This is a genomic window from Blastococcus brunescens, assembly GCF_035320885.1.
GTDB classification, from domain to species: domain Bacteria; phylum Actinomycetota; class Actinomycetes; order Mycobacteriales; family Geodermatophilaceae; genus Blastococcus_B; species Blastococcus_B brunescens.
In genome coordinates this window covers 163522-177889 of record NZ_CP141261.1, presented here as the reverse complement: position 1 = coordinate 177889, position 14368 = coordinate 163522, and the positions used below count along the sequence as shown (strand labels likewise).

Below are 14368 nucleotides of genomic sequence, written 5' to 3'. Positions count from 1 at the left end.
GCCACTCCGTGGCGCTGTTCACCACCTCGGTGGTGCTGCTGTTCGTCGCGTCCGTCGCCAGCGGGTTCGGCTTCGGAGCCGGTTTTCTCGGAGCGGTCGCCACCATCACCGCCGGCGTGGCGCCGGGGTACCGGGCCGGCCTGCTCTCCAGCATCTTCGTCGTCGGCTACCTGGCGTTCAGCATCCCGGCGATCGCGGCCGGGGTCGCCGAGGAGGCGTTCGGGCTCGTGCGGACGACCGAGGTCTACGGCGCCGTCGTCGTCCTGCTCGCCCTGCTGGCCGTGGCCGGCCTGCTGCGCGCCCGGCGCACCGCCGGGTCGCTCGCCCCTGCCGACCGGCCCGAGCGCGAGCGACCGGACCGGCCGGCCCCGGCTCACCTGCCCGGGTAGGGGCTCGCCTTCAGCGCGCGGGCCAGGTGCGCGGCGTTCTCCGCCAGCGTGGCCGTGGTCGAGGCGACGGCCTCCGGCGTCTCGTCGAGGTCCTTGTAGTCGCGGCCGCCCATCGCCTCGTCGTTCCAGTAGGTGCCGCCCTGCGACGGGATCGTGAACCCGATGTCGTCGAGCCCCTGGAAGAGGTCGGCGGTGATCTTGTGCGCGCCGTCCTCGTTGCCGACGACGGCGGTCACCGCCACCTTTCCGGCGACCAGGGGCCGGCCCGAGTCGTCGGTCTCCGAGAGCTCACCGTCCAGCCGCTCCAGGACGCGCTGCGCGACGCTGCTCATGTGCCCGACCCAGGTGGGCGTCGAGACGATCAGGATGTCGGCAGCCATCAGCTGCTCGCGGATGGCCGGCCAGGCGTCACCGTCGCCCATGTCGACCTCCACGCCGGGCTTCACGTCGTGGTCGACGACGCGGACGACGTCGCCGGTCGTGCCGTGCTTCGCGAGCTCGTCGAGGATCTGGCGGGCCATGAGGTCACTGCTCGAGGGCGCCGGCGAGGCCTTGAGGCTGCAGACGAGGGCGAGTGCGCGGAGGGAGTCGATTCGGTCATGCACCGTCCGATGCCCCGCGACCGACCCCGCTCACACATCAGCGCCGGACGGACCCGATGAACGCGGCCACCCGTCCCCGCAGGTCCGCGGCCCGCTCCGCGACCACCTCGGCCGGATCCCGGTCCAGCAGCCACGGCGGGATCTCGGTCCGGACGCGGTCGGCGCACCGCGATGCCCACCGGCCCGTCGTCGGTGCCGACCTCGGCGACGAGGTAGCCCCGCAGCGGCGCCTTCGGGTCGCGCCAGCCGAGCAGCTCCAGCGCCGCCCGGTCCAGGTCGGCGACGTCCTTCGGCAGCGTCAGCGCCGTGGTCTCGCCCTGCGAGCAGTTGACGAGCGAGCGGCGGACCTGCTGCTCGGTGAGCGCGCATGTCAGGCCGGCAGCTCTCCGCCGGGACCGGCCGCCTCGGCGAGCAGGCGCTCCCGGTGGTCCTCGGGCAGGCGGTCGACGTAGACGGTGCCGTCGAGGTGGTCCACCTCGTGCTGGAGGCAGCGCGCAGCCATGCCGGTCGCCTCGATCGACAGCGGCTCCCCTTCACGTCCACGCCGTCCACGCGGGCCCGGAAGGCGCGCGGCAGGTCGGCGTAGGGGCCGGGCACCGAGAGGCAGCCCTCCTCGGTGACCTCCTCGGCCGGCTCGTCGCCCACCGGCTCGAGGATCGTCAGCGTGGGGTTGACGACATAACCGACGACGTCCTCGCCGTGGGCGTCCGGGCAGTCGATGACGAAGACCCGGGCATCGACGCCGATCTGGTTGGCCGCCAGCCCCACGCCGTCGGCCGCCTCCATGCTGGCGAACATGTCCAGGAGCAGGTGTCGGAGGCCGCGGTCGAACTCGGTCACCGGGGCGCACCGGCGGTGCAGGACCGGGTTGCTGCCGTAGGTGACGATCGGCCGGGCGACGCCGTCGTAACGGCCGGGCAGGCGCATGCCGACCGATCCTAGGGAGGGCCCGTCCCGGCCGGTTGGCACGATGGCCGTCGTGACCGTCCCGACCGCTCTCGGGCTGGGCCTCGGCGCCGCCGCGGACCTGCTCCTGGCCGACCCGCGGCGCGGTCATCCCGTCGCCGGCTTCGGCACGGCGGCGCTCGCGCTGGAGCGGCGGACCTGGCGCGACTCCCGATCAGCGGGTGCGGTGCACGTCCTGCTGCTCTCCGGTTCCGTGACCGCCCTCGGGACGGCACTGGACCGCGCCACCCGACGGCACCCTGGGCGCCGCATCCTCCTGACCGCCGGAGCCACCTGGGCGGTCCTCGGCGGCACCTCGCTCGGCCGGGCCGCCACGGCGATGCACGACGCGCTGGCGTCGGCGGACCTCGCCGCCGCACGGGCCGCGCTGCCGGCACTGGCCGGCCGGGACCCCTCCGGCCTCGGCGCGGAGGAGCTGACCCGTGCCACCGTCGAGTCGGTCGCGGAGAACACCTCCGACGCGGCGGTCGCGCCGCTGTTCTGGGGCGCGGTGGCCGGCGTGCCGGGACTGCTCGCCTACCGGGCGGTCAACACCCTCGACGCAATGGTCGGCCACCGCTCGACGCGCTATGCCCGGTTCGGCTGGGCCGCCGCCCGGCTGGACGACGTCGCGAACTGGCTGCCGGCGCGGGCCACCGCGGCGCTGACGGTGGCCTGCGCCCCACTGGTGGGCTGCTCGGCCCGCGGTGCGCTACGCGTGTGGTGGCGCGACGGCGCGGCCCATCCCAGCCCGAACTCAGGCCGCTGCGAGGCGGCGGCCGCGGGCGCGCTCGGACTGCGGCTGGGTGGTCGCAACGTCTACGGCGCTCGGGTGGAGCTGCGACCTCAGCTCGGCGACGGGCGGCCCGCGGTCGCGGACGACATCCGCCGGGCCGTGCGGCTCTCGCGGGCGGTGTGGACGGCCGCGGCGATCCTGGCCGGCGCCGGACGCCTCGCCCGCGTCCGCCGCTGAGCCGGCCCGATCACCCCGCGCGGGCGGGCGAGGACCGGGAACCCGTTCGGATCGACGTGCGGCCGGCTCGCCGGAGGGTCGCCGGGCCCCCGGCCGCCCCTGAGCGTCACGACCAGCGTGGCCGCCGACAGCGAGCCGAGGCCCAGCAGCACGAGCACCAATGCGATGACTCCACCTGTGTTCATGACTGCACGGTGGCACTATCGGCGCTTGCCTGAAGCAGTCCACTCGGGCATGGTGGTCGCATGCCAGTCGACACCGACCAGTCCACCGCGCGGGGGCTGGCGGGTCTCATCGGGCCGGTGACGGGGCTACCCGTCCCGCTGTACGCCGGATTGGCCCGGCGCATCCGCGAGCTCGTGACCGCCGGTTCGCTGCCGGCAGGTCACCGGCTGCCCGCCGAGCGGGAGCTGGCCGCTGCGCTCGACGTGAGCCGGGTGACCGTGGCGTCGGCCTACCGCGTCCTCCGGGACGAGGGGTTCGCCAGCACGCGGCACGGCTCGGGCACGGTCACCGAGCTCCCGCAGATTGGGCCGCTCTGGGGCCCGCCGACGAACTCCCCGGCGTCCTCGACCTCGCCCACGCGGCGCCGGAGGCGGCGCCCCAGCTGGCCGCCGCCTACGCCGAGGCGCTCAGTGCCCTCCCCGCGCACCTGTCGGAGCACGGTTACGCCCCGAACGGGCTCCCGCAGCTGCGCGCGGCGATCGCCGGCCGCTTCACCACCCGGGGACTGCCCACCGAGCCCGACCAGGTGGTGGTCACCGCGGGCGTGGGCGACGCGACCGCGACCGTTCTCGAGACGCTGCTCCAGCCGGGCGACCGGGTCCTCGTCGAGCACCCGACCTATCCGGGCGTCCTCGCCATGGTGGCCGCCGCCGGCGGACGGTGCACGCCCGTGCCGGTGGACGCCGCCGATCCCGACGGCCTGGTCCGCGCGGCGCACGTCGCCGTGCGGCAGAGCAGCCCGCGGCTGGCCTTCGTGATCCCGGACTTCTCCAACCCCAGCGGCGCCCGGCTGTCGGCGACCGGGCGCCGTCGGCTGGCGGCCACCCTGTGGCAGCAGGGCGTGCTCTCCGTCGTCGACGAGGTCGCCGCCGAACTGCACCTGGACGGCGCCGGGCTGCCCCGTTCGCCGCGAGCCTGCCGGACGCCGCGACGATCACCCTCGGCGGCCTGTCGAAGGCGGTCTGGGGCGGGCTGCGGGTCGGGTGGCTGCGTACCGACGCGGCGCTGGCCGCCCAGCTCGGCGCGACCCTCGCCCGCCGGCAGCTGTCGGTCGGGCTGCTCGACCAGCTGGCCGCCGCGGTCCTCATCGGGCAGCTCGACGCGGTGCTCGACCAGCGTCGCGCGCAGCTCCGCGAACGCCGGGACGCGCTGCTCGGGGCGATCGGCACCCTCCTGCCCGACTGGGCGGTGTCCTCCCCGGCCGGCGGGCTCTCCTCTGGTGCCGGCTCCCCGCCGGGATCAGCTCGGCCGCGCTGGTCGCGGGGACGGCGCCGCTGGGCCTGCTGCTGGCGGAGGGGCGCGCCTTCGGGACCGGCCACGCATTCGACGACCACCTGCGACTGCCCTTCACCCGTCCACCCGAGGACCTGCGACGCGCGGTCGGGATGCTCGCGCGGGTGCAGTCGGACCTGCGCACCGGGGCGGGGACCGGCGCCCCTCCCGGCCGCTCGCGGTCGTCTGATCCATCGGGACGCCGATGGCAGCACCACGTCGTCCCTCCACCACGAACAGTGACGGCGCGGCGAATCGCCCGCATTCCGACCTGCGCCGTTCCGTTCCGCTCGGTCCTCCGACTCCTGCGAGGACCGCCCTCCGTCGTACCGTCCTCGCAGCGGAGCGGCCGACCTCCTGACCGAGGGCGGGGGAGCCGGCTCTGACTAGGGGAAAGTCATGGCGTCACCGGCGACGTCCCGTCCACGGGTGCCCGTCCGACCGCCGCGGGGCGCCCGGCCGGACACCGCGGTCACCGTCCCGCGTCCGGAGCCCGGACCGACGGCCGGGCCCGGTCGTCCAGCCGAGCGCGTCGCCGGCCGCTACCGGTACGACCGCCGCAGCTGCACCTGGTGGTGGTCGCGGGAGATGTTCACCCTGCACGGCCTGCCCGTCACCCCCGAGCCGCCGTCCACGGACGAGTACCTGCGCTACCAACGTCCAGAGGACCGCGCCCGGGCCCGCGAGGCCCTCACCCGGGCATGGGCCGACGGGCGGGCCTTCGCGCTGGAGACGCACATCGTCCGGGCCGACGGTCGGGAGCGCACGATCGTGCTGGTGGGCGAACCCCGCCGGGACGCGTCGGGTGAGGTGACCGCCGTCGACGGCATCTGCGTGGACATCACCGAGGGTCGTCCGGCCACCGACCGGGACCGCACCAGCGCGCTGGAGGCCGAGGTCGAGCAGATGCGTGCGGCCATGGCCAGCCGCGCTGCCATCGAGCAGGCCAAGGGCATCCTGATGCTGCTGACCAACTGCGGTGACCAGGTCGCCTTCGACCTGCTGGCGCACATCTCCAGCCACACCCACCGGAAGGTCCGCGACGTCGCGGAGGTCATCACCCGCTCCGCGGCCGGCCAGACCCGGCTCCCCGACGACGTCCGCGCGATCATCCGGGACGCCTGCCCACCGAGCCAGCCCCTGCGGTGACCCGGGCCTGAGTGCCCCGCCCTCCGGTCCGTTCGGGAGAATGCCGGAACCACGTGCCGACATCCGTCGGCGGCGTGCACCCGACGGCCCGAGGAGGCGAGCGCGGCGTGGTCTACCTCATCTCGCGGCTGATCCTGCGACCCCTGTTCCTGCTCGTCTTCCGGCCGCACGTGGTCGGCCGGGAGAACGTGCCGGCCACCGGCCCCTTCATCATCGCGAGCAACCACCTGTCCTTCATCGACAGCATGGCCATCCCGCTCATGTCGCCCCGGCGGGTGGGCTACCTGGCGAAGGCCGAGTACTTCACCGGCTCCGGGATCAGAGGCTGGTTCACCAGGACCTGGTTCACGGCACTCGGCGCCCTGCCGGTCGAGCGGGACACCCACCGGGCCGCCCAGGCGGCGCTCGACACCGCGATGACCGTGCTGAACGCCGGCGGTGGCTTCGGCATCTACCCCGAGGGGACCCGCTCGCGGGACGGCCGGCTGGCGCGGGGCAAGACGGGCGTGGCCTGGCTGGCGCTCACCGCCGACTGCCCCGTCGTCCCGGTGGGGATCACCGGCACCGACCGCATCCAGCCCATCGGTGCCAACTGGCCCCGGCCGCACCGCTTCACCGTCGTCTTCGGCGAGCCGCTGACCTTCCCCGAGCACCGCGGCCAGGCCGGCCGCAACCGGTCCCGCCGGGAGGTGACCGACACGATCATGGCGGCGATCGCCGAGCTCTCCGGGCAGGAGAAGGCCGGCTGGTGAGCCGCTCGGGTCAGTCCGCGGGGAGGTCTGCCTCGATGGCCGCCCGGATGTCGTCGGGCCACGGCGTCGACCGGCCGCCGTCGGTGGCCACGTAGGTGTTGCGGACGACGCAGCACACCCGCTCGTCCACGCGGATCGTGAACCGGACCGTGACGCTGGTCCGGCCCAGCTTCTCGGTGCCCGCGTCGACGCTCACGGTGTCGCCCCAGCGCGCGGACGACGCCCAGTCCAGCGTGCTCGCCTTCACGACGGGGTTCACCCGCGCGGCCACGGCGTCCCAGGGGATGCCGTGCGCGGCCCACCAGGAGTTGGACGCCTCGTCGGCCCAGGTGAGGTAGTGGGCGTTGAAGACGACGCCCTGCTGGTCGCACTCGACGAACCGGACGGGGGCGCTCCAGACCTGTGGCACGGGGTGCCACGCTAGCGGGCGCACCGGCTACCGTCTGGGCGTGGACACCGTCGACGAGGTGCTGGCCGGCTACCGGACCCCGGGCGGGCTGGTGCTGGACAAGGTCATCGACCGCCTCGACGTGCACTGCCGGGAGTTCATCGCCCACTCCCCTTCGCCACGCTGGCCACCGCGGACGCCGAGGGCTGGCCGGACATCTCCCCGCGCGGCGGCGACCCCGGCTTCGTGCACGTCCTCGACGAGCACCGGCTGCTGCTGCCCGACCGTCCCGGCAACAACCGGGTGGACAGCCTGCGCAACGTGACCGTCAACCCGCGGGCCGCGGTGATGTTCCTCGTCCCCGGTGTCGAGCAGACGCTGCGCGTGTACGGGACGACGACGCTGCTCCGGCCGGAGGACCTCGACGTCGACCTCACGGAGTTCGGCCGGGCACCGCTGTCGGTCCTGCAACTGCACGTGCAGCGGGCCTACTTCCAGTGCCCGAAGTCGGTGATGCGCTCGGGGCTCTGGGACCCCGCACGGCAGGTCGAGCGCGGCACGCTGACGCCCTTCGGCCGGGTGCTCAAGGACCACTGCGCGCTCGAGACCGACCTGCCGGACGACGCGACGATCCGCGCCGACCTCGCCCAGGAGCTGTAGCAGAAGGTCGGTGGCCTGCCCTAGCGTCCGGCCATGGCCCTCGACTTCCAGGTGACGATCGACTGCGCCGGCCCGCATGAGCTGGCCGACTGGTGGGCCGAGGCCCTGGGCTGGCAGGTCGAGCCGCAGGACGAGTCCTTCATCCTGCGGATGATCCAGTCCGGTGCGGCGTCGGAGGCGGACACGACGCGGCACCGCGGTGCGCTGGTCTGGAAGGTCGGCGCCGCGATCGCCTCCCCGGACCCGCACCGGCCGCGGGTGCTCTTCCAGCATTCGCGCGAGCCCAAGCAGGGCAAGAACCGGGTGCACCTCGACGTGCGCGTGGGGCCGGAGCGGCAGGAGGCGGAGGTGGCCCGGCTGCTGGCGCTCGGTGCGACGGAGCTCTGGCGCGCCTCGCAGGGGCCCTACGCCTGGGTCACGATGGCCGACCCCGAGGGGAACGAGTTCTGCGTGGCCTGAACGGCCCCGTCCAGAGGCTCAGCCCCGAGCGTGCGAGGGATGAGGAGGACGGGGTCCTTCCGCTAACCGGCGCGCAGATCCCGGAGCAGCTTGCGGTCGGCGACGGCGCGCTCGGCCATCACCCGCGAGCGCAGGCGCCGGGGAGGACGCCGCCTGCCGAGGTAGCGGGCGTCCTCGACGAGCTGGAAGGCGGCGAGCACGCTCGCCTGCACCTCCCGAGCACGAGGGACAGCCGGGCGCACCGGTTCGAACGTCGTCATCGCGGGGACCCCCGTCTCCCGGGGCGCCGCCGAGTGCCCCCGTGCGTCCATGGTGCCCCGCGATCGGCCGATCCAACCCCTCCGTGACCAATTGGTGCCGATGTGTCACACGTGACAGATGGGGGACGGCGGCCACGTACGGTGCCGGGATGGCGCGCGATGCAGGCATCCTCCGGCTGGTGGGCCGGGTCGCCGGCCTGGTGCGCGGCGCGGCCGGCACGGCCATCGGACCCCGTCCGCCGTCCCGGCGACGCACCGGCGGCACCCCGGCCCCGTCGCAGGTGCCCGACGTGGCGTACCGGCCCCGTGCCGACGGCCGGCCGGACCCGGGCGAGATCGTGTGGACCTGGGTGCCCTACGACGAGGGTGACGGCCGCGGCAAGGACCGGCCCGTCCTGGTCATCGGCCGACGCGGCACCGACCTGCTGGGGCTGATGCTCACCAGCAAGGACCACGACCGCGACGCCGCGGACGAGGCCCGGCACGGACGCATCTGGACCGACATCGGCACCGGGTCCTGGGACTCCCGCGGCCGGCCGAGCGAGGTGCGCCTGGACCGGCTGCTGGAGCTGGACCCGGACGCCGTCCGCCGCGAGGGGCCGCACTCGACAAGCTGCGCTTCGACCGGGTCGTGGCGCAGGCCCGGCAGGTGCAGGGCTGGTGACGACTCAGAACGGGACCTGCTGAGCCAGCAGACCCTCGGCCCGGCCCCGGCCGGAGAGCAGTCGGCAGAACTCCACCGCATCCAGGTCGATCTCCTCGCCGCCCGGGCCGGCCGACCAGCTGCCCCCGGCCGGCCCGGTGAGCCGCAACCGGTGGGGACGGCCGTGCCGCTCCGCCCATTCGGCCACGACGTCCGCGACGAGCACGCCGTCGTGGCCCGGCGTCAGGTCCAGCTCCCTGCCCGTGGCCCGGGAGACGTCCGCCCGGTGCATCCAGGTGTCCCGGGTCAGGACGACGTCGAACAGGAAGCCGAACCGCCAGCGCTCCACGTGGCCGCCGACGTCCTGGTCCTCGGGCAACGTCAGCCGGCCGATGACCGCCGAGAGCCGACGCCGCCCCCGCACCGCCCGCGGCGCGAAGGCGGCGAAGCGCTCGACGAGCTCGTCCGCGGACAGCGCCGCCGTTCTCCGCACCTGCACGGCGGTGAGGGCGTCGATCCCTCCGCCCGCCTGGGAGGCCGCCGCGTTCTGGGCGACGGTCGCGCGGACCGACGCCGCCATCTCCGCCATGCCGAGCACGTGCCCGGCAAGTGCCCGCACGTCCCACGCCGGGCAGTCGGTCGGCCGGACCCAGTCGTCGGGCCCGAGCGACCTGAGGAGCTCCTCGAAGCGGCGGTACTCCGTGGCCGCGAGGCGGGTCGCCGTCGCGCGGTCCAGGACGCCCCGCGGACGGCGGGGCGGTGGTTCGTGCTCGTCGCGGTCATGGCGTTGCCTCTCCGGGAGTCAGTCCGACGGTCGGTTCCGGGCCCCGGCGTGGTGCGCCAGCCACATGGCGACCACGTCGGGCAGCGTCGAGGTGAAGGCACCGGTCTCGAACGGCTCCTCCGGCGCGTTGGCGAGCTGCTGGCTGATGACGCCGCTGATGACGGCGGTCTGGGTGCGGTGAACGAGGTCGAGGTCGACGTCGGGCGCCAGCAGCCCACCGTCGCGCAACTCGGCCAGGAAGGCCCGACTCAGCCGCTCGAGCTCCACGGCCGGCGCATACGCAGCCGGCGACGGCGCGAAGCCCGGGACCGGGCGCCAGAACATCAGCGGCGCGAACGCGGGGTGCTCGACGGCCCAGCGCACGAAGACGGTCTCGAGCGCGAGCAGGTCGGCCGCGAGGTCCGTTCCGGCGCAGGCGGCCCGCGCCGCCTGCATGACGGCGAGCAACTCCCGCCAGCCGCGCTCGAAGAGGGCGTCGTAGAGGGCGTTCTTGCCGTCGAAGTAGCCGTAGAGCGAGGGCGGCCGGATGCCCATGCGGCGGGCGACCTCGCCGAGGGTCAGACCGGCGACGCCCTGGTCGGCCATCACCTCGGCAGCGACGTCGAGGACCTCCTCGATGGTCTCCTGACGCCGTCGCCTCCGGCGGTCCAGCGGTGCCGCCTCCGTCATGCCGGAGAGCATTCTCCTACGACCGTTAGGATGTCAACGGGGCTGTAGGAGATTCGGTGCGGACTTCGTCAGTCCGGGACCTGACCCCGTGCGGCCCTCCGCGCGGGCGGGCGCAGGTTGTAGACGCCCACGCCCTCGATCAGCGGTTCCAGGTCGTAGCGGTGCACGACCTTCGGGCCGTCGTGCAGGTGGACGTGCGTCACCGTCGGCAGCGGGTCGCCGTGCCGCGCCGCGCGGATCTCGACCCGCCCGTCGAGGGGCCGCCGACGAAGAGGAGCACGGCGTCGTCATCCGTGCTCGTGTCCGTCGCGGCCTGGGCCGTCGCGTCCTGGGCCATCGCGTCCTCGGACAGTTCCGCCTCCCTGTGGTCCACCGGCCAGCCAGGGTAGGCGCGATGGCGCCTGCGGTCAGCCCTGTGCCGATCTCCGCAACCACCGGGCCACCAGCGGGGCGCTCAGGAGCATCACGAACAGGCGCAGCACCTGGACCGCCAGCACGAAGGTGACGTCGGCACCGATGTCGCTGGCCGTGGCGAGGACGGCGTAGAGCCCGCCGGGGGTCGTGGCCAGGTACCCGTCCAGTGCGCTGACGCCGGTCGCGGCCGACAGCACCAGACCGAGCCCGGCCGAGGCCAGGATCAGACCCAGGATGACGCCGAGCGCCAGAGGCAGGGCCCGCCCGATGGTCCGCAGGCTCTCCCGCGTGAAGCTCACGCCGACCTGGAGGCCGATCACGAGGAAGGCGGCGCTGCCGAGGAGAGCGGGCACCTCGGCGCCCCGCCCGAGACCGGAGAGGTCGACGGCGGCCGCGGCCACCATCGGACCGAGCAGGGCCGCCACGGGCAACCGCACCAGCCGCCCGACGACGAGGCCGGACACCGCGCACCCGACCGTGAACAGCAGTCCGGCCGGCCAGCCGGGCCCGTCGTCCACCACGTCCGCCGGCCCGCCACCCGACGAGCCGTGGACCACGGTGGCCACCACCGGCATGAGCACGACGATGAGCAGGACCCGCAGGTACTGCAGGACGGCGACCATGCGCGCATCGGCCCCGAGGCCGCGGGCCATCACGATGATCCCCGACGCACCACCGGCGATCATGGCGAAGGCGCCCGTGACCGGGCTGATGCCGCGCTGCAGCCGCAGGAGCAGTCCCGCGCCGAGGCTCAGGGCGAGCGTCCCGAGGGTCACCAGCAGGACGGGCAGCCAGTTCGCCGCCACGGCGCGCAGGGTCTCGAGGTCGATCAGCGAGCCCATCGCGACGCCGATCGTGGCCTGGCCGGCGGTCGCGGCGACGCCGGGGACGGCGGCCCGACCCCGGAACGCCAGCGCCCGCACCAGGCCGGCGAGCAGTCCGCCGAAGAGCGCGGGCGAGGGCAGCCCCAGCGCGGCGAACCCGGCGGTCGCGACGACCGCGGCGGCGACGACCGCGGCGAGACCGAGCAGCTCGCGTCCCCGGTTGCCCACGGGCGTCACTCTGCCCTGTCAGCCACCCGTGATCCGCCGGAGCTCGGCGACGTGGGCGTCGGAGGCCGCCCGTCCCGCCGCCGTGAGCGCCGGGCTGGTGCGCACCCGCGAGGCGCGGATGGACGTGCGGACCGTCACACAGCCCGCCTCCTCCAGCTGCTCGACGTGCTCGGAATGCACCGAGTCGCTGCCGCCGACCTGCTCGCGGACGGTGGCGAGATCCATGGTGTCGACGACGGCGAGCAGACCGCACTCCACGTTCGTTGCACGGCCGTGCTCTGATGCCCCTCGGAGACCTCCCGCGCGTTCGCCGGCGGCCTCGCTGAGATCCTGTCCGGAGTACCTGCTGCTGAGGAGACCCGCTGAGCACCGACCCGAACCCGTTCGCCGGCACCCTGCTGGGCGACACGATCGACGCCGTCGTCCCCCGCGACGCCGCCGCCGAGCAGGCCGCCCGCGAGCGCCTGGACCGGATGACCAAGCCGCCGGGCTCGCTGGGCGTGCTCGAGGACGTCGCCGCGCAGCTGGCCGGGATCGCGGGCAGCTGCCCCGCTCCCCTGCCGGTCCCCGCCGTGGTCGCCGTCTTCGCAGGGGACCACGGGGTGCACGCCCAGGGCGTGACGCCGTGGCCGCAGGAGGTCACGGCGCAGATGGTGGCGAACTTCCTGGCCGGTGGCGCCGTCGTCAACGCCTTCGCCGCCGAACTGGGCGCCGAGGTGGTGGTCGTCGACGTCGGGGTGGCCGCGACCCTGGACGCCGCGGACGGGCTGCTGGACCGCAGGGTCCGCCCGGGCACCGCCGACCTCGCCGAGGGGCCGGCCATGACCCTCGACGAGGCCCGGCGCGCGGTGGAGGCGGGCATCGAGGTCGCCACCCGGCTGGCCACCGCGTCGCCGTGCCTGATCACCGGCGACATGGGGATCGCCAACACCACGGCGTCGGCCGCGCTGGTGTGCGCCTTCACCGGCGCGGACCCGGCTGCGGCCACCGGCCGCGGGACCGGCGTCGACGACCCGACGCTGGCGCGCAAGGTGGAGGTCGTCGCCCGGGGCGTCGCGCGGGTGCCCTCCCGCCCCACGACGCCGACCGCGGCCCTGGCCGCCCTCGCGGAGGTCGGTGGGCTCGAGCACGCGGCACTGGCCGGATTCGTCCTGGGCGCCGCGGCCGCGCGTGTGCCCGTGCTGCTGGACGGCGCGATCGCCGGTTCCGCGGCCCTCGTCGCCGCCGCCCTGTGCCCGACGGCCATCGAGTACGCGCTGGCCGGGCACACCTCCGTGGAGCCCGGTCACGCCATCGCGCTGGACTCCCTGGGGCTGCGGCCGCTGCTGGGTCTCGACCTCCGGCTCGGCGAGGGCACCGGCGCCCTCCTGGCCCTGCCCCTCGTCGCGAGCGCGGCCCGCGCGCTGCGCGACGTCGCCACCTTCGACTCCGCCGGCGTGACAGAGAAGGGCTGATGACCGCCACCCCGTCCCCCGCAGAGCGGGGTCGTGTACCCGGTCGGCCTGCGGCTGCACGACCGCCGGGTCGTCGTGGTGGGCGGCGGGCAGGTGGCGCACCGGCGGGTGGCCGGCCTGCTGGCTGCGCGCGCCCGGGTCACGGTCGTGTCCCCGCGGTCACGCCGGCGCTGGAGGCGCTCGTCGAGCCGGGCTCCTCACCTGGGTGCGGCGCAGGTACGAGCCCGGCGACCTCGACGGCGCCTGGTACGCGGTGGCCGCCACCGACGACCCGGCGGTGAACGCCGCCGTGGCCGAGGAGGCCGAGGCCGCGCACATCTTCTGCGCGCGGGCCGACGACCGGGCGGCATCCAGCGTCTGGACGCCCGCGGTCGCCCGGCACGGGGAGCTGGTCATCGGCGTGCACGGGGGCGGCGACCCCCAGCGGGCGATCGGCGTGCGCGACGCCGTGGTGGCCGGCCTCACCGACGGCAGCATCGCCGACCGCGCCGGGCGCACGCCGTCGGTGGCGCGCGCCGGCAGGGTGGTTCTCGTGGGCGGCGGGCCGGGCGACCCCGGGCTGATCACCGTGCGCGGGCGGCAGGCGGTCGCCCAGGCCGACGTCGTCGTGGCCGACCACCTGGCACCCCTGACCCTGCTCGAGACGCTGCCGACGTCCGTGGAGGTCGTCGACGCCTCGAAGCTGCCCCGGGGGCGATCGATGGCCCAGGAGCAGATCAACGCCCTGCTGGTCGAACGGGCACTCGCCGGCAAGCGGGTGGTGCGCCTCAAGGGCGGCGACCCATTCGTGTTCGGGCGGGGCATGGAGGAGGTCGAGGCCTGCGCGGCGGCCGGCGTGCCGGTCGAGGTCGTCCCCGGCGTCACCAGCGCCATCGCGGTTCCCGGGCTCGCCGGGATCCCGGTCACGCACCGCGGGCTCACCCACGAGTTCGTCGTGGTGTCCGGGCACCTGCCGCCCGGGCACCCGGCGTCGCTCGTCGACTGGCCGGCGATCGCCCGGCTGCGCGGCACCGTCGTCGTCCTCATGGGCGTGGACACCGCACCCGCCATCGCCGCCACCCTCCTGGAGCACGGGCGGGCACCGGACACCCCGGTCGCGGTCGTCGCCGACGGCTCGATGCCCACCGAGCGGACCGTCCGGACGACGCTGGTGGACCTCCCCGCGTGATCGCGGAGGAAGGCGTGCGCCCGCCGGCCGTCTGGGTGGTCGGCGCGGTCGTGGGGCTCGCGGGCCCGCACGACCCGACCCCGGCGAGGACGACGACGCCGACCTGGACT

The 14368-nt window shown here is 75.1% G+C and carries 19 protein-coding genes and 6 pseudogenes; 14 read left to right on the top strand and 11 right to left on the bottom strand.

Translation table 11 applies throughout. The annotated features are described in order from the left end of the window. Positions 1 to 8 precede the first annotated feature (8 nt). Positions 9 to 389, top strand: a complete 381-nt coding sequence (locus tag U6N30_RS01275; protein WP_324278639.1) for a hypothetical protein — start codon at positions 9 to 11, stop codon at positions 387 to 389. On the opposite strand, the gene U6N30_RS01270 is transcribed toward U6N30_RS01275, so the two are convergent. From U6N30_RS01270 to def, 3 genes and pseudogenes are all read right to left on the bottom strand, one after another. After that, positions 374 to 994, bottom strand: coding sequence for a flavodoxin family protein (locus tag U6N30_RS01270; RefSeq protein ID WP_324275829.1), 621 nt, complete (start codon positions 992 to 994; stop codon positions 374 to 376). The two genes, U6N30_RS01275 and U6N30_RS01270, sit on opposite strands and share 16 nt — an antisense overlap. Before the next feature lie 209 nt (positions 995 to 1203). Then, positions 1204 to 1287, bottom strand: a pseudogene (locus tag U6N30_RS33060) (FBP domain-containing protein); the annotation flags it as partial. Between the two features lie 74 nt (positions 1288 to 1361). Continuing rightward, positions 1362 to 1918, bottom strand: a pseudogene (gene def, locus U6N30_RS01265) (peptide deformylase). Between the two features lie 52 nt (positions 1919 to 1970). Between def and U6N30_RS01260 the strand changes: the two are divergent. From U6N30_RS01260 to U6N30_RS01240, 6 genes and pseudogenes are all read left to right on the top strand, one after another. Next, the gene (locus U6N30_RS01260) at positions 1971 to 2909 is read left to right on the top strand and encodes a cobalamin biosynthesis protein (RefSeq protein WP_324275828.1); all 939 of its coding nucleotides are present in this window, start codon (positions 1971 to 1973) and stop codon (positions 2907 to 2909) included. Between the two features lie 245 nt (positions 2910 to 3154). Beyond that, a pseudogene (locus U6N30_RS33055) lies at positions 3155 to 3409 on the top strand (winged helix-turn-helix domain-containing protein); the annotation flags it as partial. A gap of 38 nt (positions 3410 to 3447) precedes the next feature. Continuing rightward, positions 3448 to 3939: pseudogene (locus U6N30_RS33050) on the top strand (aminotransferase class I/II-fold pyridoxal phosphate-dependent enzyme); the annotation flags it as partial. A 23-nt stretch (positions 3940 to 3962) separates the two neighbouring features. After that, entirely contained in the window at positions 3963 to 4649 is a 687-nt protein-coding gene (locus U6N30_RS01250; RefSeq protein WP_324275826.1) for an aminotransferase class I/II-fold pyridoxal phosphate-dependent enzyme, read from the top strand. A 156-nt stretch (positions 4650 to 4805) separates the two neighbouring features. After that, on the top strand, positions 4806 to 5555 hold the full coding sequence (locus tag U6N30_RS01245; RefSeq protein WP_324275825.1) for an ANTAR domain-containing protein: 750 nt from the start codon (positions 4806 to 4808) through the stop codon (positions 5553 to 5555). 107 nt (positions 5556 to 5662) lie between these two features. Continuing rightward, positions 5663 to 6307 (top strand): lysophospholipid acyltransferase family protein, encoded by a 645-nt coding sequence (locus U6N30_RS01240; protein ID WP_324275824.1) that lies wholly within the window; start codon positions 5663 to 5665, stop codon positions 6305 to 6307. Between the two features lie 10 nt (positions 6308 to 6317). Here the strand turns inward: U6N30_RS01240 and U6N30_RS01235 are convergent, their stop codons facing one another. Next, positions 6318 to 6716: an acyl-CoA thioesterase gene (locus U6N30_RS01235; RefSeq protein ID WP_324275823.1), complete on the bottom strand. Its 399-nt coding sequence runs from the start codon at positions 6714 to 6716 to the stop codon at positions 6318 to 6320. A gap of 40 nt (positions 6717 to 6756) precedes the next feature. Here U6N30_RS01235 and U6N30_RS01230 point away from each other — a divergent pair, with 40 nt between their 5' ends. The 3 genes from U6N30_RS01230 to U6N30_RS01220 are packed head-to-tail and all read left to right on the top strand — an operon-like array spanning position 6757 to position 7814. Further along, entirely contained in the window at positions 6757 to 7020 is a 264-nt protein-coding gene (locus tag U6N30_RS01230) for a hypothetical protein (RefSeq protein WP_324275822.1), read from the top strand. Continuing rightward, complete coding sequence (locus U6N30_RS01225) at positions 6912 to 7355, top strand: pyridoxamine 5'-phosphate oxidase family protein (RefSeq protein WP_324278118.1); 444 nt, start codon at positions 6912 to 6914, stop codon at positions 7353 to 7355. The genes U6N30_RS01230 and U6N30_RS01225 overlap by 109 nt, the downstream gene beginning before the upstream one ends. 33 nt (positions 7356 to 7388) lie before the next feature. Further along, positions 7389 to 7814, top strand: coding sequence for a VOC family protein (locus tag U6N30_RS01220; protein ID WP_324275821.1), 426 nt, complete (start codon positions 7389 to 7391; stop codon positions 7812 to 7814). A gap of 62 nt (positions 7815 to 7876) precedes the next feature. On the opposite strand, the gene U6N30_RS01215 is transcribed toward U6N30_RS01220, so the two are convergent. Further along, positions 7877 to 8074, bottom strand: coding sequence for a hypothetical protein (locus U6N30_RS01215; RefSeq protein ID WP_324275820.1), 198 nt, complete (start codon positions 8072 to 8074; stop codon positions 7877 to 7879). Positions 8075 to 8223: 149 nt separating this feature from the next. On the opposite strand from U6N30_RS01215, the pseudogene U6N30_RS01210 reads away from it, so the two are divergent. After that, positions 8224 to 8604 (top strand): annotated as a pseudogene (locus U6N30_RS01210) (type II toxin-antitoxin system PemK/MazF family toxin); the annotation flags it as partial. Between the two features lie 138 nt (positions 8605 to 8742). Here U6N30_RS01210 and U6N30_RS01205 read toward each other — a convergent pair. The 6 genes from U6N30_RS01205 to U6N30_RS01180 all read right to left on the bottom strand — a co-directional run bounded on the left by U6N30_RS01205 (position 8743) and on the right by U6N30_RS01180 (position 11894). Further along, positions 8743 to 9453, bottom strand: a complete 711-nt coding sequence (locus tag U6N30_RS01205) for a maleylpyruvate isomerase family mycothiol-dependent enzyme (protein ID WP_324278117.1) — start codon at positions 9451 to 9453, stop codon at positions 8743 to 8745. Between the two features lie 66 nt (positions 9454 to 9519). Continuing rightward, a complete protein-coding gene (locus U6N30_RS01200) occupies positions 9520 to 10170 on the bottom strand; it encodes a TetR/AcrR family transcriptional regulator (protein ID WP_324275819.1) in 651 nt (216 codons plus the stop codon). Positions 10171 to 10238: 68 nt separating this feature from the next. Further along, positions 10239 to 10373 carry a hypothetical protein gene (locus U6N30_RS01195; protein WP_324275818.1) on the bottom strand — a complete coding sequence of 45 codons (135 nt, stop codon included), beginning with the start codon at positions 10371 to 10373 and terminating at the stop codon, positions 10239 to 10241. Beyond that, on the bottom strand, positions 10370 to 10543 hold the full coding sequence (locus tag U6N30_RS01190) for a hypothetical protein (RefSeq protein ID WP_324275817.1): 174 nt from the start codon (positions 10541 to 10543) through the stop codon (positions 10370 to 10372). The genes U6N30_RS01195 and U6N30_RS01190 overlap by 4 nt, the downstream gene beginning before the upstream one ends. A gap of 34 nt (positions 10544 to 10577) precedes the next feature. Further along, positions 10578 to 11636 (bottom strand): AbrB family transcriptional regulator, encoded by a 1059-nt coding sequence (locus U6N30_RS01185; RefSeq protein ID WP_324275816.1) that lies wholly within the window; start codon positions 11634 to 11636, stop codon positions 10578 to 10580. Positions 11637 to 11654: 18 nt separating this feature from the next. Continuing rightward, the gene (locus U6N30_RS01180) at positions 11655 to 11894 is read right to left on the bottom strand and encodes a transcriptional regulator (protein ID WP_324275815.1); all 240 of its coding nucleotides are present in this window, start codon (positions 11892 to 11894) and stop codon (positions 11655 to 11657) included. 104 nt (positions 11895 to 11998) lie between these two features. On the opposite strand from U6N30_RS01180, the gene cobT reads away from it, so the two are divergent. From cobT to cobA, 3 genes and pseudogenes are all read left to right on the top strand, one after another. Continuing rightward, positions 11999 to 13090 carry a nicotinate-nucleotide--dimethylbenzimidazole phosphoribosyltransferase gene (gene cobT / locus U6N30_RS01175; RefSeq protein ID WP_324278116.1) on the top strand — a complete coding sequence of 364 codons (1092 nt, stop codon included), beginning with the start codon at positions 11999 to 12001 and terminating at the stop codon, positions 13088 to 13090. A 33-nt stretch (positions 13091 to 13123) separates the two neighbouring features. Further along, positions 13124 to 13243, top strand: a pseudogene (locus U6N30_RS01170) (NAD(P)-dependent oxidoreductase); the annotation flags it as partial. Between the two features lie 52 nt (positions 13244 to 13295). Beyond that, positions 13296 to 14258 carry a uroporphyrinogen-III C-methyltransferase gene (gene cobA / locus U6N30_RS01165; protein ID WP_324275814.1) on the top strand — a complete coding sequence of 321 codons (963 nt, stop codon included), beginning with the start codon at positions 13296 to 13298 and terminating at the stop codon, positions 14256 to 14258. Positions 14259 to 14368 lie beyond the last annotated feature (110 nt).

Bases quoted from the DNA above. Each gene is read 5' to 3' on its own strand.
- U6N30_RS01220 (WP_324275821.1), top strand. From the start codon at position 7,389: ATGGCCCTCGACTTCCAGGTGACGATCGACTGCGCCGGCCCGCATGAG.
- U6N30_RS01200 (WP_324275819.1), bottom strand. From the start codon at position 10,170: ATGACGGAGGCGGCACCGCTGGACCGCCGGAGGCGACGGCGTCAGGAG.
- U6N30_RS01215 (WP_324275820.1), bottom strand. From the start codon at position 8,074: ATGACGACGTTCGAACCGGTGCGCCCGGCTGTCCCTCGTGCTCGGGAG.
- U6N30_RS01245 (WP_324275825.1), top strand. From the start codon at position 4,806: ATGGCGTCACCGGCGACGTCCCGTCCACGGGTGCCCGTCCGACCGCCG.